This is a genomic window from Endozoicomonas euniceicola (assembly GCF_025562755.1).
Classification (GTDB): Bacteria; Pseudomonadota; Gammaproteobacteria; order Pseudomonadales; family Endozoicomonadaceae; genus Endozoicomonas_A; species Endozoicomonas_A euniceicola.
This window is the reverse complement of sequence record NZ_CP103300.1, coordinates 860,326-882,781: the sequence shown is the minus strand read 5'-3', so window position 1 is coordinate 882,781 and position 22,456 is coordinate 860,326. Positions and strand designations below refer to the sequence as shown.

The 22,456-nt window shown below is 47.1% G+C and carries 24 protein-coding genes and 1 tRNA gene; 13 read left to right on the top strand and 12 right to left on the bottom strand.

All coding sequences use genetic code 11. The annotated features are described in order from the left end of the window. The first annotated feature begins 105 nt into the window (after positions 1-105). The gene (locus NX720_RS03295; protein WP_262597024.1) at positions 106-1,359 is read left to right on the top strand and encodes an ISL3 family transposase; all 1,254 of its coding nucleotides are present in this window, start codon (positions 106-108) and stop codon (positions 1,357-1,359) included. On the opposite strand, the gene NX720_RS03290 is transcribed toward NX720_RS03295, so the two are convergent. The 3 genes from NX720_RS03290 to NX720_RS03280 form a co-directional block, all read right to left on the bottom strand. Then, positions 1,353-1,652: a hypothetical protein gene (locus NX720_RS03290; protein WP_262599354.1), complete on the bottom strand. Its 300-nt coding sequence runs from the start codon at positions 1,650-1,652 to the stop codon at positions 1,353-1,355. The two genes, NX720_RS03295 and NX720_RS03290, sit on opposite strands and share 7 nt — an antisense overlap. Before the next feature lie 618 nt (positions 1,653-2,270). Then, positions 2,271-2,723: an IS1 family transposase gene (locus NX720_RS03285; protein WP_262595740.1), complete on the bottom strand. Its 453-nt coding sequence runs from the start codon at positions 2,721-2,723 to the stop codon at positions 2,271-2,273. 16 nt (positions 2,724-2,739) lie between these two features. Next, positions 2,740-3,033, bottom strand: a complete 294-nt coding sequence (locus NX720_RS03280) for an IS1-like element transposase (protein ID WP_262567266.1) — start codon at positions 3,031-3,033, stop codon at positions 2,740-2,742. Positions 3,034-3,465: 432 nt separating this feature from the next. On the opposite strand from NX720_RS03280, the gene dusA reads away from it, so the two are divergent. After that, positions 3,466-4,482, top strand: a complete 1,017-nt coding sequence (gene dusA / locus NX720_RS03275) for a tRNA dihydrouridine(20/20a) synthase DusA (protein ID WP_262599353.1) — start codon at positions 3,466-3,468, stop codon at positions 4,480-4,482. On the opposite strand, the gene NX720_RS03270 is transcribed toward dusA, so the two are convergent. The 3 genes from NX720_RS03270 to NX720_RS03260 form a co-directional block, all read right to left on the bottom strand. After that, positions 4,471-5,067, bottom strand: coding sequence for an STAS domain-containing protein (locus NX720_RS03270; protein ID WP_262599352.1), 597 nt, complete (start codon positions 5,065-5,067; stop codon positions 4,471-4,473). The genes dusA and NX720_RS03270 overlap by 12 nt on opposite strands. Beyond that, on the bottom strand, positions 5,068-6,246 hold the full coding sequence (locus tag NX720_RS03265; protein ID WP_262599351.1) for a SpoIIE family protein phosphatase: 1,179 nt from the start codon (positions 6,244-6,246) through the stop codon (positions 5,068-5,070). It lies immediately after the preceding gene. Positions 6,247-6,435: 189 nt separating this feature from the next. Further along, positions 6,436-7,161 (bottom strand): MlaA family lipoprotein, encoded by a 726-nt coding sequence (locus NX720_RS03260; RefSeq protein WP_262599350.1) that lies wholly within the window; start codon positions 7,159-7,161, stop codon positions 6,436-6,438. A gap of 327 nt (positions 7,162-7,488) precedes the next feature. Between NX720_RS03260 and NX720_RS03255 the strand changes: the two genes are divergently transcribed. The 3 genes from NX720_RS03255 to NX720_RS03245 all read left to right on the top strand — a co-directional run bounded on the left by NX720_RS03255 (position 7,489) and on the right by NX720_RS03245 (position 8,813). Then, positions 7,489-7,689 carry a flagellar biosynthesis anti-sigma factor FlgM gene (locus NX720_RS03255; protein WP_262599349.1) on the top strand — a complete coding sequence of 67 codons (201 nt, stop codon included), beginning with the start codon at positions 7,489-7,491 and terminating at the stop codon, positions 7,687-7,689. Positions 7,690-7,801: 112 nt separating this feature from the next. After that, a tRNA-Arg gene (locus NX720_RS03250) sits at positions 7,802-7,878 on the top strand. Positions 7,879-8,108: 230 nt separating this feature from the next. Then, complete coding sequence (locus NX720_RS03245; protein WP_262599348.1) at positions 8,109-8,813, top strand: hypothetical protein; 705 nt, start codon at positions 8,109-8,111, stop codon at positions 8,811-8,813. Positions 8,814-8,819: 6 nt separating this feature from the next. On the opposite strand, the gene NX720_RS03240 is transcribed toward NX720_RS03245, so the two are convergent. Then, positions 8,820-9,374 (bottom strand): YhcH/YjgK/YiaL family protein, encoded by a 555-nt coding sequence (locus NX720_RS03240; protein WP_262599346.1) that lies wholly within the window; start codon positions 9,372-9,374, stop codon positions 8,820-8,822. Between the two features lie 119 nt (positions 9,375-9,493). Next, positions 9,494-9,916 (bottom strand): homoprotocatechuate degradation operon regulator HpaR, encoded by a 423-nt coding sequence (gene hpaR / locus NX720_RS03235; protein WP_262599345.1) that lies wholly within the window; start codon positions 9,914-9,916, stop codon positions 9,494-9,496. Between the two features lie 240 nt (positions 9,917-10,156). Between hpaR and idi the strand changes: the two genes are divergently transcribed. Further along, positions 10,157-10,858, top strand: a complete 702-nt coding sequence (gene idi, locus NX720_RS03230) for an isopentenyl-diphosphate delta-isomerase (RefSeq protein ID WP_262599344.1) — start codon at positions 10,157-10,159, stop codon at positions 10,856-10,858. A gap of 7 nt (positions 10,859-10,865) precedes the next feature. Here the strand turns inward: idi and NX720_RS03225 are convergent, their stop codons facing one another. Continuing rightward, on the bottom strand, positions 10,866-11,729 hold the full coding sequence (locus tag NX720_RS03225; protein WP_262599343.1) for a CvfB family protein: 864 nt from the start codon (positions 11,727-11,729) through the stop codon (positions 10,866-10,868). 250 nt (positions 11,730-11,979) lie between these two features. Here NX720_RS03225 and NX720_RS03220 point away from each other — a divergent pair, with 250 nt between their 5' ends. The 7 genes from NX720_RS03220 (at position 11,980) to NX720_RS03190 (ending at position 18,733) form a co-directional block, all read left to right on the top strand. Then, on the top strand, positions 11,980-13,356 hold the full coding sequence (locus NX720_RS03220; protein WP_262599342.1) for a serine/threonine-protein kinase: 1,377 nt from the start codon (positions 11,980-11,982) through the stop codon (positions 13,354-13,356). Positions 13,357-13,468: 112 nt separating this feature from the next. Next, a complete protein-coding gene (locus NX720_RS03215; RefSeq protein WP_262599341.1) occupies positions 13,469-14,404 on the top strand; it encodes a S8/S53 family peptidase in 936 nt (311 codons plus the stop codon). Between the two features lie 84 nt (positions 14,405-14,488). Continuing rightward, the gene (locus NX720_RS03210) at positions 14,489-15,070 is read left to right on the top strand and encodes a thymidine kinase (protein ID WP_262599340.1); all 582 of its coding nucleotides are present in this window, start codon (positions 14,489-14,491) and stop codon (positions 15,068-15,070) included. A 93-nt stretch (positions 15,071-15,163) separates the two neighbouring features. Beyond that, positions 15,164-15,883 carry a sulfite exporter TauE/SafE family protein gene (locus NX720_RS03205; RefSeq protein WP_262599339.1) on the top strand — a complete coding sequence of 240 codons (720 nt, stop codon included), beginning with the start codon at positions 15,164-15,166 and terminating at the stop codon, positions 15,881-15,883. 291 nt (positions 15,884-16,174) lie between these two features. Further along, positions 16,175-17,206, top strand: coding sequence for a methionine ABC transporter ATP-binding protein (locus NX720_RS03200; RefSeq protein WP_262599338.1), 1,032 nt, complete (start codon positions 16,175-16,177; stop codon positions 17,204-17,206). Further along, positions 17,196-17,852, top strand: a complete 657-nt coding sequence (locus tag NX720_RS03195; protein WP_262599336.1) for a methionine ABC transporter permease — start codon at positions 17,196-17,198, stop codon at positions 17,850-17,852. The genes NX720_RS03200 and NX720_RS03195 overlap by 11 nt, the downstream gene beginning before the upstream one ends. 62 nt (positions 17,853-17,914) lie before the next feature. Further along, positions 17,915-18,733 carry a MetQ/NlpA family ABC transporter substrate-binding protein gene (locus NX720_RS03190; protein ID WP_262599335.1) on the top strand — a complete coding sequence of 273 codons (819 nt, stop codon included), beginning with the start codon at positions 17,915-17,917 and terminating at the stop codon, positions 18,731-18,733. Between the two features lie 168 nt (positions 18,734-18,901). Here NX720_RS03190 and NX720_RS03185 read toward each other — a convergent pair whose 3' ends face one another. The 3 genes from NX720_RS03185 to NX720_RS03175 form a co-directional block, all read right to left on the bottom strand. Beyond that, on the bottom strand, positions 18,902-19,399 hold the full coding sequence (locus tag NX720_RS03185; protein ID WP_262599334.1) for a hypothetical protein: 498 nt from the start codon (positions 19,397-19,399) through the stop codon (positions 18,902-18,904). A gap of 125 nt (positions 19,400-19,524) precedes the next feature. After that, positions 19,525-20,844 (bottom strand): anaerobic C4-dicarboxylate transporter, encoded by a 1,320-nt coding sequence (locus NX720_RS03180; RefSeq protein ID WP_262599333.1) that lies wholly within the window; start codon positions 20,842-20,844, stop codon positions 19,525-19,527. A gap of 254 nt (positions 20,845-21,098) precedes the next feature. Continuing rightward, positions 21,099-22,394, bottom strand: coding sequence for a hypothetical protein (locus NX720_RS03175; protein WP_262599332.1), 1,296 nt, complete (start codon positions 22,392-22,394; stop codon positions 21,099-21,101). Positions 22,395-22,456 lie beyond the last annotated feature (62 nt).

Genomic DNA, 22,456 nt, shown 5'->3' with positions numbered 1-22,456 from the left:
GATAACTGTGGGTAGAAATGAACAAATTTTTGAGGTAGATGCACCAGTGGCTGACTTTTGATAGCTTTTTGTTGAAGGACAAAAAAACAACAAAAGGCAGCACTGATGCTGATTAAAACTATCCTCAATAAAGTCCATAAACTCAAGTCATTTGTTTATCAGGATGTAAAACCCGGCGTCTATCAAGGTTCAGAAGTATTTAATGTGACAGTGGTTCCTCGAAAGAACAGTCATGCCGTTTGCTCAGGCTGCTTGAAGCCAGCACCAGGCTACGATTCTCTTGCTGAACGCCGTTTTGAGTTCGTCCCTCTCTGGGGAATTAGAGTTTTTCTGCTCTACACAATGCGCAGGGTTCAATGCAAGACGTGTGGCGTAAAGGTTGAACAGGTTCCATGGGGTGATGGCAAGAAAGAACTTACCAAAGTCTACATGCAGTTTCTGGCAAGCTGGGCCAGAAAGCTCTCCTGGAAAGAGGTTGCCTGCACTTTCAATACATCATGGGAGAAGGTCTTTCATGCTGTTGAGTATGTGGTTGAATGGGGCAAGGCGCATCGTTCGCTCGACAATATCAAGGCCATAGGTGTCGACGAGGTGGCGTATCAAATAGGCCATAAGTACCTGACTGTCGTTTACCAGATTGATCGAAACTGCACACGATTGCTGTGGATTGGCGAAGAGCGTACTGAAGCGACGATTCGCAGCTTTTTCTCATTCTTTGGTACAGAGCGAAGCCAGCAGTTGGAGTATGTCTGCTCTGATATGTGGCAGCCTTACGTGAAGGCGATTGCGGAGTTTTCCTGCCAGGCACTGCATATTCTGGATCGCTTCCATATCGTTGCCATGCTAAACAAAGCCATTGATGAAGTCAGGGCATCAGAGCACAAACAACTTCAGGCAGACGGATATGAACCTGTTCTGAAAAAAACTCGCTGGTGCCTGCTCAAGAGAAAAGAAAATCTGACAGAGAAAGAAGAGATCAAGTTAAACACAGTACTCCAGTACAACCTGAAAAGTGTCAGAGCTTACCTGCTTAAAGAGGAATTTCAGGTGTTCTGGGATTACATTTCACCACATTGGGCAGGAAAATATCTGGATCGTTGGTGTACAAGAGTCATGCGGTCAAAGATAGATCCAATGAAGAAGGTGGTCAAAACTATTCGACGACATAAGCCACTTATTCTGAACTGGTTCAGGGCAAAAAAGGCGTTTTCCAGCGGAATTGTTGAGGGTCTGAATACCAAGATAAAACTCACTACGAGAAAATCGTATGGATTCAGAACCTACAGATGTGCAGAAATCGCCCTATATCATGCGCTTGGCAAACTACCTGAACCAGAAACTGCCCACAGATTTTACTGACGAGGCTTATATTTAACTATTCCACTGTTATCTTGAAATACATAACTTCTAATTGAACCTAAGTTATTGAAATTAATTTCTTTATAAAATTTTCCTCTTTCATTAAGAAGTGGTATTAAATGTATTTGTTCTGATTTGGGAGTGTAAAAAATTAAAGATAGCGGAGCTTCAGCTAGTAACTTGTTTAATTCATGAAGTCCAAACGTATAGAATTCTTCTGACTTTATTATTTCTTTAGTTTCTCCCTGAATCGAAATAACAATTAATATTGAAAAAAGAATCGATTTTAGCATTAATAACCCCGAAATTAAGTAGCCATTTTTTTTAGTGTCTAAGAGGTTAGTGCGTATACTAAAAAAATCCAGAGGATTTCGCCAGTGGCGCAGCCTCTCCTGATTTTGGCGTTAGCTGTAGCCAGAGTTCAGTGAATGGTTTTCATCTGTTACTTTGTTCTTATCGCGAGTTTTTGGGTTCCGAGCTGCTTTCAGCAAGGCAGAAAAACTCAGCAAGTCAGGTTCAGTAAAAGCTGGCGAGAGAGAGCGGTGTATTTTCCAGCGTGCAATGCCGACCATCGAATCAAATGCCTTGAAGTATTTATGGGAAATTAACTCCCACACTTAGGGTAGACATTAAGCAATACGCATCGCACCACAAGGGCTTCAGAGTGGCCGGCAGTCATACGATGCAATTATAGGCTCACACCATGTACCCGTGCAGCCCGCAGAACCTGTCTTGGTGCTTCTGAACGGCTGGCCCAAAGTACTGCTCCAGAACCTGTGAATAAAGACAAGTCCTTAATGTCTATCCTAAGAACTCCCACATGCGCGCATATGCGATATGCGATAATCGTTGACTGCTTAACAGATTCAGCAGAACGATTCTATTCAAAATATGGTAGTGGGGTAAACCTGTTATATTGCATGGATGTCAATGCCAAATTCGATTTTGTTGATCAACAGGCCAATAACAATATCGTGCATTTGCTCTAACTTTGAAAAACATATTGTCTTTCTGGTCAGACGCTTAATCCAAGTTCTAAAATTCAGGTTTTTACGTTCAATTTTCTGAGTATTCTCTTTTCCGATGATGTGACTACTTTCGTCGATATTACGCTCATAGGCTCCCCAATCATCAGTATAAAATTTCTTGATACCAAATGGCTCAAGAAGCTCTTTTAGTTTTTTGAAAACCTCATCCTTTCGTTTCCCAAAAACGTAAGCCAAAACAGTATTGGTCGCATGATCAACTGCATGCCAAAGCCAACGCTGGTTACTTTTTTCAAACACATAAGACCACTGTTCATCTATCTCGGCCTCTTGGCAGGCGAGGCCTACGTGAATTACAGCACCCGTTCCAAGATCCATTTTCTGAATATTGGGATTAACTTGAACTAAGCCTTTCTCTTTTTTTTAATGTGTTTATTACTGTTTTTTTATTGATTCCTAAAACCCTGCTTGTATCCCTGATGCCGCCACCATTAATTGCCATATCGACGACTTTTTCTTTAACGCCTGGCTCATAAGCTTTGTACCGGTACTCAAGCATAAAGGACTTGGTTTCACATTCAGCATTACAGCAAAAGTAGCGAGGAACATTATGAGCACTGTAGCCAAAGCTTTTAACGTCATTACCGCCACATTTAGGGCAGTGAACTGGTGTGGAGCACATTTTCATATCGCTCTATGATAAATACGGCATACGCCGTATTTTAGCAAACAACTACAAAATATCAGGTTTGCCCCACTACCCAAAATATGGTTTTGAAATGCTGTGTGAACGCAATGGTCGAGTTCGGATGTTTCTTCCTATGAGAACAGCAGCCCAGCTGTTTGGTTCGTAGCCAACCGCAAATGTAACGAATAAGGATAGATTGTGCGCAGCCGGGTGCAATTAAAAGTGTTCTGGACCCGTTGCGTTTCCTGATATTTGCCATATTCTTTCCTGTGAATCCGTTTTTGTATTTGACACAAATTCGGCACAAATTTTGGCGCAGTGTTAAAAATACGAGAATCGAAACTCATGTAATTTCAACAACTTAGAAATAGCCAAAAATAAGCCCAAAAATGGTATAATTAGCCCTTTGTTGTTATAAGTGCTTGATTTTAAATGAAAAGATTGTTTTCCGTCGCTCCGATGATGGATTGGACAGACAGACATTGTCGTTATTTCCATCGCCTGCTCTCTGAACATGCGGTTTTGTACACCGAGATGGTGACCTCCGGGGCGCTGGTATATGGCGATCGGGAGAGGTTTCTGAAGCATTCTGTTGCTGAATACCCTCTGGCCCTGCAACTGGGAGGGCATGATCCTGAACATCTGGCACAGTGCGCCAGAATGGCTCAGTCAGCGGGCTATCAGGAAGTGAATCTGAACGTTGGCTGCCCCAGCGACCGGGTTCAGAATGGTCGAATTGGTGCCTGCCTTATGGCAGAACCTCAGACGGTGGCTGACGCTGTAAAAGCAATGAAGGATGTTGTGGATATTCCTGTGACGGTTAAGCACCGTATCGGGATTAATGGCAGGGAGTCCTATGAGGAGCTGGTGGACTTTGTCGGTACAGTGAAAGACGCTGGTTGTGAGACTTTTATTGCCCATGCCCGCATTGCCATTCTGGAAGGGCTGTCCCCGAAAGAGAATCGAGATATCCCTCCGTTGAAGCCGGAAGTCGTTTATCAGCTGAAACGTGATTTCCCGGAACTGGAAGTCACCATCAATGGGGGCATTGCCAACTTCGGGCAGATTGAGCAGCACATGCAGCATGTGGATGGTGTGATGCTGGGACGTGAGGCATACCATAATCCTTACCTGATGGCAGAGGTGGACAACCGTCTTTATGGTAGCAGCAAGCCACTACCTGAACGCCGTGCTCTGGTTGAACAGATGGTGCCCTATATTGAAGAGCAGATGAGTCAGGGTGCTTATCTGAGTCATATTACCCGCCACATGCTCGGACTGTATCAGGGTGAGCCCGGAGCCAGAAAATTCAGACGTTATATCAGTGAAAATGCCCACCGGAAAGGGGCTGGGGTTGAGGTGCTTCTGGCTGCGGTGAACGAAGTGGAAGCCATTCGAGAGCAGGCAAAAGAGCGACAGGATTCACTGGCTGCAGGGTCAGCTGTCTGAGTCATCATCCTTGTTTTTGGCTTCGTCGTCTTTGTCGTCTTTGTCGTCTTTGTTGTTTTTGTCGTCTTCGTCGTCTTCGTCGTCTTTGTCGGAAGAGGTCTTACCTTTTTCCAGTTGTTTGACCAGCTCGCTAAAGGCTTTGCGATTGTCTTCATTTAACGACATTAGCACCTTATGAGCATTCAGAACCCGCTCCTGGGTAGCGGGTTCGGTACTGTCTTCACAAGGCAGATCGTTCATTGGCAGTTTAATCAGGTCGTCAAACTCCCGGACCAGGACGAAGACAGAATCAAACCCCATGCTGAGGAGAATCCGGGTAATATCGTTTTGAGTAGAAATGAGGATGGGTACCAGATTGAAACGTTTTTTGGCCTGAATAGACAGTCTGGCCAGTATGCCTAGAGATGTGCTGTCAATCGTTGAGGTTTCAGACAGATCTATAATGACCGAACTGAAGTCCGGGTCATTAAACATGTTGTCCAGAAAGCTTTCCAGAGAGGAACACAGGGTTAAGCGAATTTCACCCAGGAATTTCAGCACATAAGTGCCTTCATTTTCTGCGAACTGTATTTTTCCAGCAGTCATTCAGTTTCGAGCCAGTACTAGCAAGGCGATATCATCCGGCGCTTCACGCATGGCGTCAAGCCCGAGCTTTTTCGTGAGCGCAGGTACGGAGTTGGCACCATCCCTGATCACAGACAATAAATATTGCTCTTTTTCTTCAAGAGAAGACTGAGGGAGTACCTCAAGAATACCGTCGGACAGGATAGTCAAGGTGAATTGCTCCGGCAAGTCGATGGTGACATCCTCAAAGCGTGCATCTTCAAACAGACCCACCGGTAATCCGCGTCCTTCAATCGGATAGGTTTTATCCGGTTCATGCATGATCGGTAAGGGGTAATGTCCGCCGAAGGCATAAGTCAGGGTGTGGTTTCTGATATCGACAACACCGCCAAATACAGCAACATGCTTGCCCAGCCCGCTTTGCAGCAGATTTTTGTTGATGTAGCTGAGTACGTGGGAGGGTTTGACCCGGGCTTTTCCACCGTGTGACTGGTATTCCTTTAACAGGTTGATAGACATGTGCTTTAACAGTACTGTGACGAATGCTGACGATGCGCCATGCCCGGAAACATCCGCCAGATAAAAGGCAAAGCTGTGATCGTTCAGGGCAAAGTAATCAACGAAGTCACCACTCAGGTAGAGTGAAGGAATAATGTGGTGGTCGACCCGGTAGTCCGCAAATTCGAGGGGCTGTTGGGGTAACATACGCATTTGAACTTCACGGCCGGCTTTCTGGTCTTCCTTCAGCAGTTGCAGGTTGCCTTCCAGTGTTTTTATAGCTTCTTCAAGGCTTTCACGGTAGCGGCGGTTTTCAACCGCCAGCTGGGCATTTTCCAGAGCACGGTTGATAGCGTATTCCAGCACTTCCAGATCGACTATAGGCTTGATGATGTAATCACTGGCTCCCAGGCGCAGGGCTTCAACCACATCGGCCATGACACCAGCGCCGGATACCACGATAAAGGGGAGTTCAGGTGATACTTCCCTGACATTGCGTAACACCCCAAGCCCGTCCATGCGTGGCATGCGCAGGTCACAGAGAATCAGGTCGGGTTTGGAGTCCTTGTAGACGGCAAGCCCCTGCTCACCATTTTCAGCCTGGAGAATATTGAAGCCACTGTCCTCAAGATAAGCAACAATGCTTTCTCTGACGATAGTGTCATCGTCAATAACAAGGAGGGTACTGCCAACTCTGCTCATAGGAATTGCCACAGCAGTTGAAGAAAAGAGGAACGGTCTTGCAAGGTCCTGTGCATAGATTGTTAAACCACCTTAGGAGCACGACTTTCAGATACGTCTGAAACATACTCTCAACCTGTGGTGGCTGCAAGTCAATGTGTCGAGTTGTTATTTATTATGTCAGGATTATTGCCGTACTACGGTTGGGGTCTAAAAGTCATCATCAGGTAATTCACCCGTAATAATATAGTTACGACGTTGCAGGTAGGCATCGCGAATAAAAGAATAGCGGTCGCCGACAATCAGGTCTTCAGCACTGAGCAGGGCTGCCCTGGTGTTGACTATATCCAGCCCGAGAGTAAGCAGACGGTCGCTCTCAGGTTCAACCATTTGCCTCGGGCTGATCAGGCTGTCCGGGAATATGCCAACGCCTGAACGAACGGTTCTTGGCCCAAGTAACGGTACGACAACAAAAGGACCCGATGGAACATTCCAGTGTGCCAGCGTCAGGCCGAAATCCTGATAGCGTTTTTCAATCCCAAGAGGGCTGGCGACGTCCAGCATACCCAGCATGCCAATAGTGGAGTTAATGCCAAAACGACCAACGGCAGTCAGGGTGTCGCCTATTTTCAGTTGTAGCAGGGAGTTCGCAGCGTTACGGATTTCGCCAAGGTTGGAAAAAAAGTTGCTGACCAGCTGTTGAACAGGCTTTGGTGTAACGGTGTCGTAACCTTTTGCCGCCGGTTTCAGGGCGTAGGTGTCGATCCATTCGTTGAACCCAAAAATCGACCGGTTGACATTTTCCCATGGGTCATCGAAAGATACACCTTTTTCGGCATAGGCGCTGGAGATAAATCCAGTCAGGAGTACTGCGGTTAGCAATTGCAGTATTCGTGACAGTACACAACGATTATTAGAACAAGTAATAAAAGTCACAGTCCTGTCCTCATGTCCTTTAATTTTTTTAAAGTAGTTCAGGTTGCCTGGCTTGTATTGGCTCTTGTTTGTTTCAGCACAGGCTATAACACTATCAGTATCACACTAAGTGTTTGGAAAATACAAATATTGCCCGAGGGGTGGTTTTCCAGACTGCCTTACAGGTTTTATCGGTTGATATTTACTAAAAGTAAAAGTGAGTTGAGAGCCTGCTACTATACCTCGTTTCAATATACGACTCCGCTTGCCGAATAATGAGATAGAGTTCACTGGAAGCCTTGATCAGCTTATGACATTATTTATGATTCGTCGGGCACAGGAGGGATCATGGAAGATAAAGTCCAGCCAGAGTATAAAGCGACTCAAGTGGTCGAGGTCGGGAGTGCGGAAGAGAGAGTCAGGGCTCTTAGAGAGGCGTATCTGAATGGTACGTTAACAGTAGATAGCGCAAAACTTGCCCGGAAAATGCTGAGCTTTGAACGCAGTCTTGATTGCCTGTACCACAATGACAGCGAATCATTGCGATAGTTTCGGTAGATAGCTGCGGTAGATAGCGCAAGAATGTTTGAAACCAGCAGGAATTTGGTTACAATACACAGTAAGCCAGCCGGAACATCAAGTAGCCCGCTGGCTTTTCTATGCTCCCGTGGCACAGTTGGATAGCGCAGCCGCCTCCTAAGCGGCAGGTCACAGGTTCGAATCCTGTCGGGAGCGCCACTTTTAGTTAATTAGTTAATAAGCATCAAAGCCTGAAGTGTCAGTAAGCACTTCGGGCTTTTTTGTATCTGGCTGAAAGGTGCGGGTGTCAGTTAAGTTATACGGGGATAGTGATTGAAAGCTGGAAGCTGATGATCATTTATACTGTGTATGCATTGTTTTTTCTAAAGTTTTTTTACATAGGAAGCCATCGTTTTTTTAAACACCAGATTCTCGCTCCAGGATACCCAATGAACCCCAGCTTGAATATGACCGACCTGAGAAAAGGCGATATTCTTGTCCTGCACAGTCAGGATAAAGAACCAACAGAAGAACTCTTAGCCCATGTTGCCATGGTTGCCGGAAACAGCTGGTCAGATGATGCCAGTAACCGTTATACCCGCCCCTATATCTTTGAGATGAAAGCACCCACAGGACACTGCCTGAACCTTGTCTATCCTACGAATGGCAAAGTCTGGAGTGTCTACCGTCTGGTCATTACAGAATCCATGGAAGATAGAGAAGAAACTGAAGCTTCAAAGTTACTGCCTGACCAGTCCGCCTCACTGGGTTATATATGGATATTCTATAAGGGTTATCAGTTTAAAGGTCGCCATAAAGTGGTAAATCCTGGCTCTTTCAGCATCTTTTCCGGCATTGCAGCGTATATGGGCTCGTCTGATTTTTCAGCCTATGCTCAGGCCTATGCCCATAGTTTGTGGAAAAATAATAGAAGCCAACCGCCTGCTGAACTGAGAAATACCAGCCGTCTGTTTTCGGGTGCAATTTGTACTTATCTCCCGATAGCTCTTTATCAGGCAGTCATGGGGCTTGATAAATCGTTTATCTACATGGCACTAAATGCCAGGCAGTGCGCACCACGGGATCTTACAAAATACCTGGCAGTCAATAGGTACTGGACCCTTGTGGGTACAGTGTCCGGAGTGGCTGACTGACTTCCTTTACAGCAATGTTTTGTTAATTTTAATCACTGCTTTCTGAATCCTTTTATCGTCCTTGCGATAGCAAGGGCGGTGAATATCTCCCGGATAGAAAATGGCGAAGTCCCCTTCGCCCAGAGACAGATACCTTTCGTCCCTGATGCCTTCAACATAAGCTACATCCTGATCCAGAATATGGTCATCAGCCACAGTGTCGTATTGATTGCTTTCCGAATAGCCAATCACTTCACGACCTTTCAGGACGACTTCAATATCAACGTACTGGTCATGGAATTCCGGCGTCGTTTCTTCACAATTGCAACCTTCGTGGGTATCTGAGTACCAGTACAGGTCTTCTCCCATGACTTCGTAACGTTTGCAGGTGGTCAGGGCATCATCCATTCTGGCTATGATATCTTTCATCGCCATTTTGATGATGGGGTTAAACTGGTGGATGTTATCGATGTCTTTCAGATTTCCGGTGATCATATGATTCTCATTATTGCGTTTTAAAAAAGGAATCCGACATTTTTCTGAGTCTGCCTGATTATCATTTTTATACGACAGTGCATTCATACTCAGAGATAAGAATGAACAGCTCTTTTAACATAATGGCGTTGACCGGAAAAAAAATTGACCTGCGGCAATATAAACAGCCGTGAGAGAATGGAGAAGTTGCCAGATTAAGCCCCTGATCAGGGCTTAATCTGGCTGACGTCTGTGAGCAGTTCGTTCAGAATGTCCATTTTTTCTTTTGACAGGCTACTGGTCAGCCTGGTGTAGCTGGCGTCTACTTTGGGCGCCATTTCTTCCAGCAAGTTGCGGGCTTTTTCAGTCGCACTGATCAGGGTGCGGCGATGATCGTCGGGAGATTTACGACGTTGTACGTATTCTTGCTGCTCCAGCCGCTGAATAATGCCCGTCAGGCTGGGGCTGAGAATGCAGCAGGTTTCAGCTAACTGCTTGGTTTCCATTTCCTCATGGTCATTCAATACCCGCAAAACCCGCCATTGCTGTTCAGTGATGGAGTGTTCCTGAAGCATCGGGCGGAAAAAGCTCATGGCGGCTTCACGGGCTTTAAGTAATTTCAGGGGTAAGGAGTTTTCGTATTTACGCATGGAGAATACTGCTTTATTTGAAGGGGGAGGATTGTGTTCATCTTAGAAGGGATAATCAAGTCCCTGATTAAAAAATGAGCTTTTTTTACGACATACTGACTGTTTTTTATTAGCGGCTGGAATTTAAGCTTAGAATAAAGGGCTGTTGGCTGTTTTGTCGTTATGAAAAGCTGTATCGTAATTGCCGAAAATCGACTACTTTTTACAAATTTACCATTCAATTGAAGGGATCATCCTTATATGCCTGTATCTTTTCCTGAGCAGGAAAATTCTCTGAAAACCTATCTGAATAGCCACTCTGACGATCAGCGGCAGGCTGACTTGATGGGGGAAGTCCTGATCGGCGTGACTCTGGATGATGAGGTGACAGGCAGAGTATCTAAATATCACGCTCATGCAGGGGCTGGGGTACTGCACAGAGCATTCAGTGTATTGTTGTTTAATACCGGGGGGGAGTTGCTGATTCAGAAACGTTCGCCTGAAAAGATAACCTTTCCCGGCTATTGGGCCAATACTTGCTGTTCCCATCCTCTCTATACCAAAGATGAGCTTGAGACTGTTAACAGTGCCGGGGTTAAGCGTGCGGCGATTCGCAAACTGACTCAGGAGCTGGGTATTGCAGGCGAACTGGCGGAAGATGACTTTACCGCCATGGCCCGCCTGTATTACCGGGCAGAGTCAGGCAATGGCTGGGTAGAAGAGGAAATGGATCATATCCTTATTGCCAGGGCCAATGTCACACTGACTCTGAATCCGAACGAGGTAGCCTCTGTCCAGTGGGTGTCCCGGGCAGAGCTGTCAGATTTGCTCAAGGATAATGAGGCTCTGATTGCTCCCTGGTTCAGGGTTATCGCGGAACAGTTGCTACCGGGCTGGTGGTCTCATATCGACGATCGGGAAGCTCTGAAGCGTCTGGCTGACAAGCGCATTATCAAGGCCTGATCCGGTGTTAAGCCTCAGTCTTGCGAATGCCCTTGTCTTCAATGATGATCAGTCGCTGCTTGTATAAGCCACCCAGCGCCATTTTAAAGGTACGCTTACTGGCACCAAACTGTTTGCGAATGATCGCCGGGTCGGTTTTGTCATTAACGGGCAGAAAACCGTTGTTGGCATTCAATTTGTTGAGAATAGCCTGACCCAGATCAGACGTTGCACCTTTATCAAAACCTGGTTTTTTAAGGCTTAAATCAATTTTACCGTCATCCCTGACCCGCTTAATAAATCCTTCCAGACGGTTGCCAATCTGGAGGGTTTTGCCGGACTCCTGTATGTCCTGATCAAAGATCAGTCCCTGGTGGCGGTTATTGATAATGGCCATAAACCCCAGGTCGGTACGATCGCTGATCAGCAGAGAGACTGGCTGACCGTTTTTGTAGGCAGGCTTCTGCTGGCTCAGAAAACGGTTGATCTTGCTGGTGGCAACAATGCGGCGGGTCTGGTCATCCTGGTAAAGATATACCACATAGGATTTACCCGCTTCCATCCGGCTTTTCTGTTCCGGATAAGGGCATAAAAGGTCTTTGCCCAGGTTCCAGTCCAGGAATGCCCCCACTGGGTTAACCTGCTTGACTGTCAGGCTGGCAAATTCGCCAACCTGTGCGGATGGGGTTTCAGTGGTAGCGATCAGGCAGTCATCGGAGTCCAGGTAGACAAAAACATCAATCTCATCGCCCACCGCACAGCCTTCAGGCACAAATCGTTTGGGCAGCAGGATTTCATCGAACTGCTTACCATCCAGAAACACCCCGAACCCGACTTTATCAACCACTTTCAGGCGGTTCTGCCGCCCGATCTTAACAAACTGTTCAGTCATAAAAATGATTCCGAGTAAAAATTGTGCAGAGTATAAACCTGAACAGAGGGGGTGCAAATGGCTATTGCTACCAATGATAGCGGAAGCGTTTGTACAGGCTGGCAGGCAGTCTTCAGGTATCGAGGCGAAAACGAAACTTTTTGCTATCGGCAGAGTCCTAATACTATGTTTATTCCAAGAACAAGTTTATTCAGGAATCTGAACTGGAAGGGAAATTCTCACGCTTAACCGACCACCAAGAAAGGAATTAATGATGAAATTGATGAAACGGCTGAATCATAAAATTCTGGTATTTCTGGCTCTGCTTGGATATGTATTGCACGCCCATGCACAAAAAAACTGGGAAGATATTTTTACTGTTTATATGCTCGACCCTGAGGGTCATTTTATGACGGAGCTGGATACACAGATTCAGCGAATGGTGCCTTTATCCAGCTTTAACCCTGCTTCAGCAAATGAGCAGCTTATGGGGAATATAGTGCTGAAGTATGAAGGGGCCATCACTGATGATGTAGATTATTACACCATTTCGCGTCCTCTACAGGGTAATAAGCGGGCGGATATAGACTCTACTGAAGAGTATCAGTTGGTTGTTTTTAAAAAAGACAACATTCTCGGCAAGGACAAAAGTAAAACCGGCTATTCCTTTTCTGAAGGTAAGAAACGCTGGTTCACCCAACTTTATGGCACAACCATTTACCAACATCGGTATCCACAAACCATGATTCTTTCCCGGGGTGTTCTGAATATGCTGCAAATAGGCAACACGAGACCGACTGTAAATCAGGGGAATCCCCATCAGTTTATGGAAATAATTGGTGGTGTGGCTCGTCAGGCAGACTTCATTAAGCGACTGGAAGGTAATCCCAATATTATCCGTTTGCAAAAGCAGAATGCGGATGTTTTGTTAGCGATCCCCCTGCTGGAACTTTATGACCTGAATCTTCGGGACTATCTGTTTTCCCAGCCTGACATTGCACTGACCGAAGTTCTAAAACACATGGCGTTGCTGGCAAGAGCTATGGAGTATATGCATGAGCGCAATATAGCGCACGGTGATATCGACCTGAAGAGCCTGCTGGTAAAGCTCGAACCGAAAATGAAGGTAGTGTTCGCTAACTTTGAGCGATCCAGTAAGGTCGACGCTGTTTCAGCCAGTCATACCCTTGGCAGAAAAAAATTCACCTTCAGCAATAATGTCTATCATGCGCCTGAAATTCGCTTCCCGACAGGCACCCCAAAAGAGCATTGGCGTTATACGTCCGCCACAGTAAAGGGTGATATCTGGTCGTTTGGATTTATGTTGGCTGCGGTGCTCAGTCTTTATCAGGAAGCTGACAGGGCAGTAGAAAAACTACAGGTGAGCAAGCGTTTTTATCATTACTATTCTGCTCAGAATGGTGAGCCGATCTATAGCCCTAAAGAGCTGAGTGATATTGTTACTGTCTCACCGCTTCAACACTATATGAAAAAAGCCTTGCCTATTACCGCAACACCTTCTGCCAGTGAAGTGCAGTTACAGGAGCTGGCTAAGCTGATTAACTCTGCTACGGAATTCGACCCGGAACGTCGTCCTTCTGCAACGCAAATCGCTAAAACTCTGGAACAGATTCTAGAGCAACCTTAATCCGGTACCCCGCCAACCCTGCCAGTTCCGGCAGGGTAACTGCCAGTCATGAAGAACCCCGCCAGATCGCCGATGGTTTTAATTACGGTTGTGTTAAGTTGTGGAGATAAGTGTGCGCCTGACCACCTTTCTGCTGCTGTTGATTACTAACATCCTGATAACCTTGCTGGTTCAGCCATTGCACGCGTCGGATCAGAAAATTTTCAAAGTGGCGATACTGGATCGTTTTTATCCCCGGTTGGACGGTTTTGGCTCGGATGAAGACCGCAGTCATCACAGCTGGCTGTACGGTATGGTGGATATTGATAACGACGAGGTGAAAGAGCCTTTCTATCATGGTGACATTGTCCGGATGATCGCCGCGCACCCCCGTATCACGTTTATCACCTACCCGATTCAGGATGGCCGTGCGCCAATGAGTGAGATCCGGCGTAACCTGCAGAAAATTTATGCCCGTCTCCAGGTACAACCCCTGGATGCGCTGGTATTGTCCTGGGAATCCTCAACTCTGACCAGTTCGTTCAATGAGCCACTGAGGCGCGCCAATGTTGAGGAGTATAAAAAGGTGATTTATGCCATGGGGCGCAAAGACCCGGTCTGGGCTGACACGTATGAAATTATTCGCTGGCTGGAAAAAATCGTTGACCAGGGCGTCGCGGTTTACACTATTTCCGGCAATGGAGGGCGGGGGATGGTGAATACTTTCTCTTTTGCAGAGGGTGTTGTGACCGTGGGTGCCAGTGAATACGGGCTGCGGCATTATATAGCCGACAACCCTTTTGTTGATGTGCATGCGCAGGCAGCTTATGAACTGCGGCGGGTGGACGATGCCGAAGGCAACACCCTTGGCTATGACATCAATGGTGACCACTGTGTCGATATCAGCCGGAAGCATTTGTCCAGTGCGGCTTCCGGACAGCGGGAAGCGAAAAAACAATGGCCGGAAAAATACTGGAGGCTACTGGTTGGTTCTTCCTTTGCTGCTCCGGCCGCATTAAGGTCCGCACTGTTTTCTGACCTTGAGATAAATGACTGCGCTCAGCGATAAACTGACAGCCTGAACGCATATTCACGGACTGAATTCGGGTAACACTCAGGTTATCATCGTGCCATCTTTCTGATGGTGATCGAAATGGCTTCACTGTATTTCTATTATTCCTCCATGGACTCCGGCAAAAGCACTTATCTTTTGCAGGCGGCTCATAATTATGAATCGGCGGGTAAGCGCGTACTTCTGCTGACGCCTATGATTGACGACCGTTTCGGGGTAGGCAAAATAACCTCTCGCATCGGTTTGCAGAAAGAGGCAGTGGGCATCTCCGGCAATGAAAACCTGATGCAGCAGATTCGCACCGAACACGACGAATCTCGTTTAACCTGTGTGATGATTGACGAGGCACAGTTTCTCAGTGAGCAGCAGGTCTGGGAACTGTCTGACGTGGTTGACCAGCTGGGTATACCGGTGTTGTGTTTTGGCTTGCGTACCGATGCATTTGGTGAGGCTTTTCCGGGCAGCAAAGTGCTGCTGGCCATTGCGGATGAACTGTGTGAGATCAAGAGTATCTGCAAGAAATGTGAAAAAAAGGCCACTATGCAGCTTCGCCTGGACGTCGATGGTCGTCCGGTGAGTTCAGGCTCACAGGTGCAGATTGGGGGTAACGATACTTATCTGTCGGTGTGTAGAAAACACTACAAAGAGATTTTGGAACAGTAAATAAATCGATTTTATTTATCGCATAATCTGTAGCAGACTCCTGATTTATAAAGGTATAAAATGCCCGTTTTTCTATTGATAGAATCTGGTTAAATGGATTTTACGTTACTTGAATTAATAACGGCTTTTGTTGCGATTTTCTTTGGCGCCCTGGTTCAGGGAACCATTGGCTTTGGTCTGGCCATTGTTGCTGCTCCCGTCGTTTATCTGGTAACACCTGAGCTGGTGCCGGGTTCTATTATCCTGATGGGGATGTTGATTGGCAGCTTGACGGCGAAACGTTCTATTCATGCAGTGAAACTGAAAGAGATTAAGTCGGCATTAATGGGGCGAATTCCCGGATCATTGTTGGGGGCTTTGCTGTTAGCAATAGCTTCTCAACGGATCATGGGGCTATTTATGGGTGGCTCGGTACTTTTTGCGGTGCTGGCAAGCCTCAGCCCCTACAAGGTTCAGGCAAATAGCAAAACGCTGTTTTCTGCCGGACTTCTGTCAGGCATTATGGGGACGGCTTCTTCGATCGGTGGCCCACCAATGGCACTGGTGATGCAGAACCAGAGTGGCGAGCGCATTCGGGCCAATCTGTCGGTTTACTTTGTTGTCAGTGCAGTCATTTCTCTATCGATTCTGGCCTACAGCGGTCAGTTTGGCTGGTTGCAGCTGAAATACGGTTTACTGTTTGTTCCCTGTGTGCTGGCGGGTAATCTGGTGGCCAGAAAGCTGGTGCCTCACGTAGATCAGGCTATGATTCGTAAGGCGTTGCTGGTGTTGTGTTCTATTGCGGGTATTGGTGCAATAGTTGCCGCTATTTGAATGTGATTGAATTGTAGTTGACATCTTCCCCCGAAATTGCATAATTTGCGCACATGCGCTGATTTGTCTTGGCTTGCGGGCGCAATAAAAATACCGCTAAAAGAAGGGTTTATCGAAAGATTTTATGAAAAACCACTCTGTTTAGCACAGAGTGGTTTTTTTTTGTCCCGATATCCTGTTCCCCAGTCGGGGGGCTGCCGTTTACGGGTAGCTCCAGCCAAGCCTTATTATGAATGATCTGCCGAAGCAGTGCTGAACTAAAGCCTGACCCTGGTAAAGGCAGGAGCAACAATGATAGAACTGAAAAACCTTAACAAAGTCTTCAGGGCTGGCAATAAAGAGGTTAAAGCCGTGGATGGCATTAACCTGTCAGTACCTGAAGGTTCCATTTATGGCGTGATCGGCTCCAGTGGTGCCGGTAAAAGTACGCTGATACGCTGCGTTAACCTGCTGGAGCGACCTACATCGGGTCAGGTAATGGTTGATGGACAGGATTTGATGCAGCTGAATCATAAGCAGTTGCGCGATGCCCGTCGCAATATTGGTATGATCTTTCAGCACTTTAATCTGCTGTCCAGTCGCACCGTATTTGACAATATTGCACTGCCTCTGGAGTTGGCAGGTGCCAGTCGTCAGACCATTGAAGAAGCCGTACTGCCTTTACTCGAATTGACCGGGTTGTCCGATAAGCGCGATAGTTACCCGTCTCAGTTATCAGGTGGGCAGAAGCAGCGGGTTGCTATTGCCCGTGCACTGGCCAGCAAACCGAAAGTGTTGTTGTGTGATGAGGCGACGTCTGCGCTCGACCCACAGACGACAGCCTCTATTCTGGCGCTGCTGAAAGATATTAACCGCCAGCTGAAGATTACCGTACTGATCATTACCCACGAAATGGATGTGGTAAAGAGTATCTGTGATCGTGTGGCTATTTTAAGCCATGGTCGTTTGATTGAAGAAAACGACGTCGAACGGTTTTTCCTGAATCCACAAACCGATCTGGCTCGTGAGTTTGTCCGTAGCGCCACTCATGAAAAACCGGTGGCAGAAGTGGAAAGCCGTTTTCATCAGGAAAAAACACCGGGTGCCAACCCGGTTATTCGAATCACCTTTGTTGGACAGCGGGTGGTTGAGCCGTTGATTACTCAGGCGGCAAGAAAATTTGATACCGATTTTGTGATTTTGCAGGCGGACATTGAAACCGTGCGTGACAAGGTAATGGGTTTTCTGATGGTGGAAGTAACTGGTGATGAGCCGTCTGTTGACGCTTCACTGGACTTCCTGAGCGAAAACGTACAAGTAGAGGTGGTAGGTTATGTCGGCTGATTCCTGGGCATTACTGGCTCGTTCGCTGTGGGAAACACTCTACATGACTGGTCTGTCCGGTTTGATGAGTTTTGTTTTTGGTATACCGCTGGGTGTGTTGTTATACATCACCAAACCCGGACGTTTTATGGCGAGTCCCGTGGTGAACAGGGTGCTGGGAGCCCTGGTTAATGCTACACGTTCTGTGCCGTTTATTATTCTGATGGTGGCTATTATCCCGCTGACCAGAATGCTGGTGGGAACATCCATTGGCACCACGGCCGCCATTGTGCCGCTGACGCTGGCTGCCATTCCTTTTGTCGCAAGAATTGCTGAAGGTGCCATCAATGAAGTACCGGGCGGCCTGATTGAAGCCGCTCAGGCAATGGGGGCAACCCCTTTGCAGATTATTAGTCGTGTGCTGCTGCCAGAGGCTCGTCCGGGGCTGATTAACGGCATGACCATCACCCTGGTGACGCTGGTTGGGTATTCCGCCATGGCGGGAGCCATTGGAGGTGGAGGCCTGGGAGACCTGGGTATTCGTTATGGTTATCAGCGATTCGATGGCGTGATTATGCTGGCGACGGTTGTCGTGTTGATCGTACTGGTGCAACTGGTACAATCCGCAGGCGACAGGTTGCAGGCGTATTTTGACAGAAGTCATTAACCGGACAGAAGTCATTAAAAATAAGTCGCCAACTATAAAAGCACTCATTTGGAGGAGTAAAAATGAAGGCTATCAATAAATTAAAAGCATTGGCCGGTACGGTTGTGATTGCCGCCAGCGCCATGCTGACGGGTTGTGGTGGCAGTGACTCGGCAGATGACACCCTGAAAGTGGGTGTAATGGCAGGTCCTGAGGCGGACGTTATGAAAGTGGCTGCCGCGAATGCAGAAGCGGACTATGGTGTAAACGTTGAGCTGGTTGAGTTTTCTGACTACATCTCTCCAAATATGGCGCTGGCAGACGGTTCCATTGATGCCAATGCTTTTCAGCACCGTCCTTATCTGGAAAGCATGGTTAAAGATCGTGGTTTTAAGTTGGCGGTGGTGGGCAATACCTTTGTTTATCCAATTGGTGCCTACTCCAATAAAATCAGTGATATAAGTGAGTTACAGGACGGAGCTAAGGTGTCTATTCCAAACGACCCGAGCAACGAAGGTCGTACCCTGATCCTGATGCACAAGAAGGGGCTGATTACGCTGAAGGATGTTAGCAACCTGGAAGCGACGCCAAAGGATATTATCGAGAACCCTAAGCATCTGAACTTCATTGAGCTGGACGCTGCCCAGTTGCCGCGTTCTATGGATGACGTTGATCTGGCATTTATTAACTCCACTTATTCTGTTGCGGCTGGTCTGCTGCCAACCCGTGATGCGTTACTGGTGGAAGACAAGGATTCTCCTTATGTGAATATCATTGTCAGCCGTGAGGACAATAAGGACGATGAGCGTATTATCAAGCTGGTGAAGGCTTACCAGACTCAATCGGTGGAAGCTAAAGCTGAAGAACTGTTCAAAGGTGGTGCAGTGGCTGGCTGGAAGTAACGGCTACCGTTTAACGATGCACTTTAAAGCCCCTGTCTGTTTAACTCAGACAGGGGCTTTTGCTATCTGGCTAATCAGATAGTGCCATGTGCAGAGTACAGAATCTGGAACGGTTTGTTCATACAGTCCAGCAGGGAGTGGAGTGGCAGAAGTGACTGAAATGGTGTGTCAAAATAAACCCAGTAAAGTATCAATAAACAATTCTTCAGGTAACAGCCTTTTTACATTAGGAGTGAGCTGAATATGAAGTATTTCCCGGGGAGGGAGATAGTGTCCTGACTCGTTGTTCCATCCGACTAATTTACTGTCAAAGAACTCTAACTCACCCGCATATAACACGTCTCCCCCTAAGGCAATGGAAGAGTGCCCTTCAATGGTTTGTGTTTTGTCAATAAAGGGGTTTGAAGGTTTTGCCCCAACCATTACCTGCTGAGGGTAGTCCGCTAAAATGGCATACATAAATACACCTTCACACAGGCTTGGAATAGCGATACTAGCGTTATTAAATAAAGGGCTGGGCATTAAATAATAATTTTCTCCTGATTTTTCTAATAAGAAAATACTGTTTTTGTGGCCTGGTTGCTGTGGGTGAATATGTGGCTGCATCCTTATCGGAGTTATTTTATTCAGGTGGCCGTATAATTTTTCTACATCAATGCGACCCATAAGCGGCTCCTTTGGCTTTGTCGCACTGGGAGTATAGTTGCTTGGTGCTTCTTATGTTGTTCATTATCAGAGGCTCGCCTGAGCCTGATTAATCAGGCCCGGGGGCGATAAGAAAGCACCTGTTATCAGAAGATGGCGTTGGCAATAAAATAGCCAGCCACACAGGCTGTACTAACAGAAATGAGGCCTGGCACCATGAAACTGTGGTTAAAATAGAACTTGCCAATTCGCGTAGTGCCTGAAGCATCAAAATTGCAGGTCGCGATATCGGACGGGTAGTTTGGAATAAAGAAGTAACCGTAGCAGGATGGCATCAGGCCGATCAGTACCGCAGGCGGTAGCCCCATCGCCATACCCACGGGGAGCATCATACGACACACGGCAGCCTGAGAGTTCACCACCACAGACACCACAAACATTGCCAGGGCGAAGGTCCATGGGTAGTTCTGTACCATGCCGACAATGCTGGCCTGGAAGGTTGGCATCGCATGCTGGAAGTAGGTGTCACTCATCCAGGCAATACCAAAGATAGCCAGGGCTGCCACCATGCCGGACTTGAATACCACGCCTTCTGGCACTCTGGAAGTTGGGGTTTTGGTGACCAGCAGAATGATACCGCCGAAGGCCAGCATCATCATCTGGATGATGGTGGACATGCCAATTGTTGAACCCTGAACGGTACGAACCGTTGGGAACATCGCCACGGCAACAATAGAGGCCAGTGCCAGTAGAAACAGTACAACAGAGTTTCTGGCTGAGGCCGGCAGCTGTTCATCCAGGGAGGTGGCCGTGGTGGACAGAATCTTCTCACGCAGGTTCGGATCCTGCATACGACGTTGGTATTCTTTGTCGTCTTCCAGCTCAACGCCCCGGCGCATGCTGTACAGGGACATCAGCAGGGTACCCAGAAAGGTGGCAGGAATGGTGACGCCCAGAATGTGGAACAGGGTAATGCCGCTGGTCATTTCGCTCATGGAAGTCAGGTAGAATACCACGGCAGCAGACAGAGGGCTGCCGGTAATGCCCATCTGGGAGGCAACAGAGGCGGCAGCCATTGGGCGTTCGGGACGAATTTTGTTCTTGATTGCCACGTCGCCGATAATTGGCATGATTGAGTACACGGCATGACCCGTTCCCAGCATCAGCGTCATGGTGTAGGTCACGATGGGGGCGATGATAGTGACCCGTTCCGGGTGCCTACGCAGAATACGCTCCGCTACTTGCAGCATATATTTCAAACCGCCAGCGGCTTCCAGAATCGATGCACAGGTGACGACCGCCATGATAATCAGCATGACATTAACCGGTGGGGAACCGGGAGCCATTTTGAAGATGAAGATCTCAACCAGAAGGCCAATACCGGAAACCACCCCCAGACCAATACCGCCAAAGCGACTGCCCAGGTAGAGCATTAAAAGAAGAAAAACAAACTGCAGAATTAACATGTAGGAACTACTTAATCGATTAAACAAGAGGAAAATGAAAAGCTCAGCCCCTAATTGTTTATCATATTAAGTTTTTAATCGTTGATTGCGGTCAATGTCGTATCAGCAAATGCGAGCCGCAGTATGGATGGTGGGTATACTGATTACAGGTTGATTGTTTACGTGTGTGTCCTTTTGGCCGCTTTCAGGTCAGAGGCAAGCGTAACTTTAACCAAAACACCCAAAAACGGCAAAGCCCGGAAGAGCTACAATTACTAACTGTTTTTTTCATGTATGCGGAGCTGAACCTTTCCGCTTTTCACAACATCTGAAGATTCCAACTTTTCAAAAAACTCCTTCGGAAAGTCCAGCCGGTCTACATCTAACGTCAGCTCAGAGAAAACTCTCCCCTCAGCCTGTGATGTCCGTACAGATACTACCGACATACCGGAAGAATGGTTATTTATTTTCTTAAATATATCCATAAGAAAGCTCGTAACGTCTTTTTCGAGAGCTCTCTCTGGCATCTCCTCATCAACTATCTGCCGGTGGGTGAAAGAAAGCTTGAATCTTTTAATTTGGAACCATTTCTGACAACAATCGTACGCCCCCAGACCCGGCCCGGCACCAAGGATAGAACAGCCATACATGCAGTAACCGCCATAGTTGCAACAGCAGCTACACAGCCCATCTTCCGCAATTCTCCCCAAAAGAGCCACACAACAATGTGTGGTCGCCAGCTGATGGCAACATAAAAACCAACAGACAAAACCTAATGGGGCAACCACAACTCCTGTGACAGATGAGATAACGTAACGTAAAAACCCGATGGGAGACCAGGGCCCTCGAAATTCTTCTCCAGATAACCGCATGACCGCAACAAAGGTGCGAATATCATTTTGGGTCCTCATTTGCGGAGCGTTAGCAGCGCTATCCTCATCAATGTCGTAGGCAGGTTTCAGCTTGTAACTCCTGTAAGTACCCGGGATAACATCAGACACAAAGCCTGATCTGGATTGTGGTTGTGTCCTCACGCTACCGCTATCCGAGGACTGACTGGGCAAAGGTAGCGTATCCATGCTCATGTATTGGTGGAGATCAACCCGGTTATCGCTCGGGTCATGGCTGTTACAGCCTTCTTCATTGCCTTCATTTTCACTGTCTTCATTTTCACTGTCTTCATTTTTATCCTCATTTTCACTGTCTTCATTTTTATCCTCATATTCACCTGTACGCCTTCTCAGGAACGATAGACAATTGCAGGCCTCATTCGGATGTTCATGACACTCCCTTTCCTGATAGTCTACTGGCACATTGATTAATACTGTGACTGGGGATCCTTCTGCATTATCAAAGGTAAGCCAGAAGTACGGTACAGGACGGTCAGTTTCACTAGTCGATGGATTCCTGGCATCCAGCTCAGCCCTGAGAATATTTTCTCCCGTATTACCCCTGCCTGCCCAGGGAAAAAAGTCCTCTAACCCAGCCCAGCCATAACTGCTGATCAGCAAAAAACCAATAACAGTACACCACTGGTAAAGCCCTCTTACACACGAATTTAACTTTAACATTAATGGTATCCAAGGATTCTAATGAATGGGGAAAAGTCCATCTTTTCTAGATTTGAAAGATA

What these genes read in the sequence shown, in the direction of transcription:
- NX720_RS03285 (WP_262595740.1), bottom strand. Translation starts at nt 2,723, where the DNA reads ATGGATCTTGGAACGGGTGCTGTAATTCACGTAGGCCTCGCCTGCCAA.
- NX720_RS03255 (WP_262599349.1), top strand. Translation starts at nt 7,489, where the DNA reads ATGGAAGATAAAGTCCAGCCAGAGTATAAAGCGACTCAAGTGGTCGAG.
- NX720_RS03175 (WP_262599332.1), bottom strand. Translation starts at nt 22,394, where the DNA reads ATGTTAAAGTTAAATTCGTGTGTAAGAGGGCTTTACCAGTGGTGTACT.
- NX720_RS03190 (WP_262599335.1), top strand. Translation starts at nt 17,915, where the DNA reads ATGAAGGCTATCAATAAATTAAAAGCATTGGCCGGTACGGTTGTGATT.
- NX720_RS03245 (WP_262599348.1), top strand. Translation starts at nt 8,109, where the DNA reads ATGAACCCCAGCTTGAATATGACCGACCTGAGAAAAGGCGATATTCTT.
- NX720_RS03295 (WP_262597024.1), top strand. Translation starts at nt 106, where the DNA reads ATGCTGATTAAAACTATCCTCAATAAAGTCCATAAACTCAAGTCATTT.
- NX720_RS03195 (WP_262599336.1), top strand. Translation starts at nt 17,196, where the DNA reads ATGTCGGCTGATTCCTGGGCATTACTGGCTCGTTCGCTGTGGGAAACA.
- NX720_RS03290 (WP_262599354.1), bottom strand. Translation starts at nt 1,652, where the DNA reads ATGCTAAAATCGATTCTTTTTTCAATATTAATTGTTATTTCGATTCAG.
- NX720_RS03225 (WP_262599343.1), bottom strand. Translation starts at nt 11,729, where the DNA reads ATGACTGAACAGTTTGTTAAGATCGGGCGGCAGAACCGCCTGAAAGTG.
- NX720_RS03180 (WP_262599333.1), bottom strand. Translation starts at nt 20,844, where the DNA reads ATGTTAATTCTGCAGTTTGTTTTTCTTCTTTTAATGCTCTACCTGGGC.
- NX720_RS03280 (WP_262567266.1), bottom strand. Translation starts at nt 3,033, where the DNA reads ATGAAAATGTGCTCCACACCAGTTCACTGCCCTAAATGTGGCGGTAAT.
- NX720_RS03205 (WP_262599339.1), top strand. Translation starts at nt 15,164, where the DNA reads ATGGATTTTACGTTACTTGAATTAATAACGGCTTTTGTTGCGATTTTC.
- NX720_RS03210 (WP_262599340.1), top strand. Translation starts at nt 14,489, where the DNA reads ATGGCTTCACTGTATTTCTATTATTCCTCCATGGACTCCGGCAAAAGC.
- NX720_RS03240 (WP_262599346.1), bottom strand. Translation starts at nt 9,374, where the DNA reads ATGAATGCACTGTCGTATAAAAATGATAATCAGGCAGACTCAGAAAAA.
- NX720_RS03185 (WP_262599334.1), bottom strand. Translation starts at nt 19,399, where the DNA reads ATGGGTCGCATTGATGTAGAAAAATTATACGGCCACCTGAATAAAATA.
- NX720_RS03265 (WP_262599351.1), bottom strand. Translation starts at nt 6,246, where the DNA reads ATGAGCAGAGTTGGCAGTACCCTCCTTGTTATTGACGATGACACTATC.
- NX720_RS03200 (WP_262599338.1), top strand. Translation starts at nt 16,175, where the DNA reads ATGATAGAACTGAAAAACCTTAACAAAGTCTTCAGGGCTGGCAATAAA.
- idi (WP_262599344.1), top strand. Translation starts at nt 10,157, where the DNA reads ATGCCTGTATCTTTTCCTGAGCAGGAAAATTCTCTGAAAACCTATCTG.
- hpaR (WP_262599345.1), bottom strand. Translation starts at nt 9,916, where the DNA reads ATGCGTAAATACGAAAACTCCTTACCCCTGAAATTACTTAAAGCCCGT.
- NX720_RS03270 (WP_262599352.1), bottom strand. Translation starts at nt 5,067, where the DNA reads ATGACTGCTGGAAAAATACAGTTCGCAGAAAATGAAGGCACTTATGTG.
- dusA (WP_262599353.1), top strand. Translation starts at nt 3,466, where the DNA reads ATGAAAAGATTGTTTTCCGTCGCTCCGATGATGGATTGGACAGACAGA.
- NX720_RS03220 (WP_262599342.1), top strand. Translation starts at nt 11,980, where the DNA reads ATGATGAAATTGATGAAACGGCTGAATCATAAAATTCTGGTATTTCTG.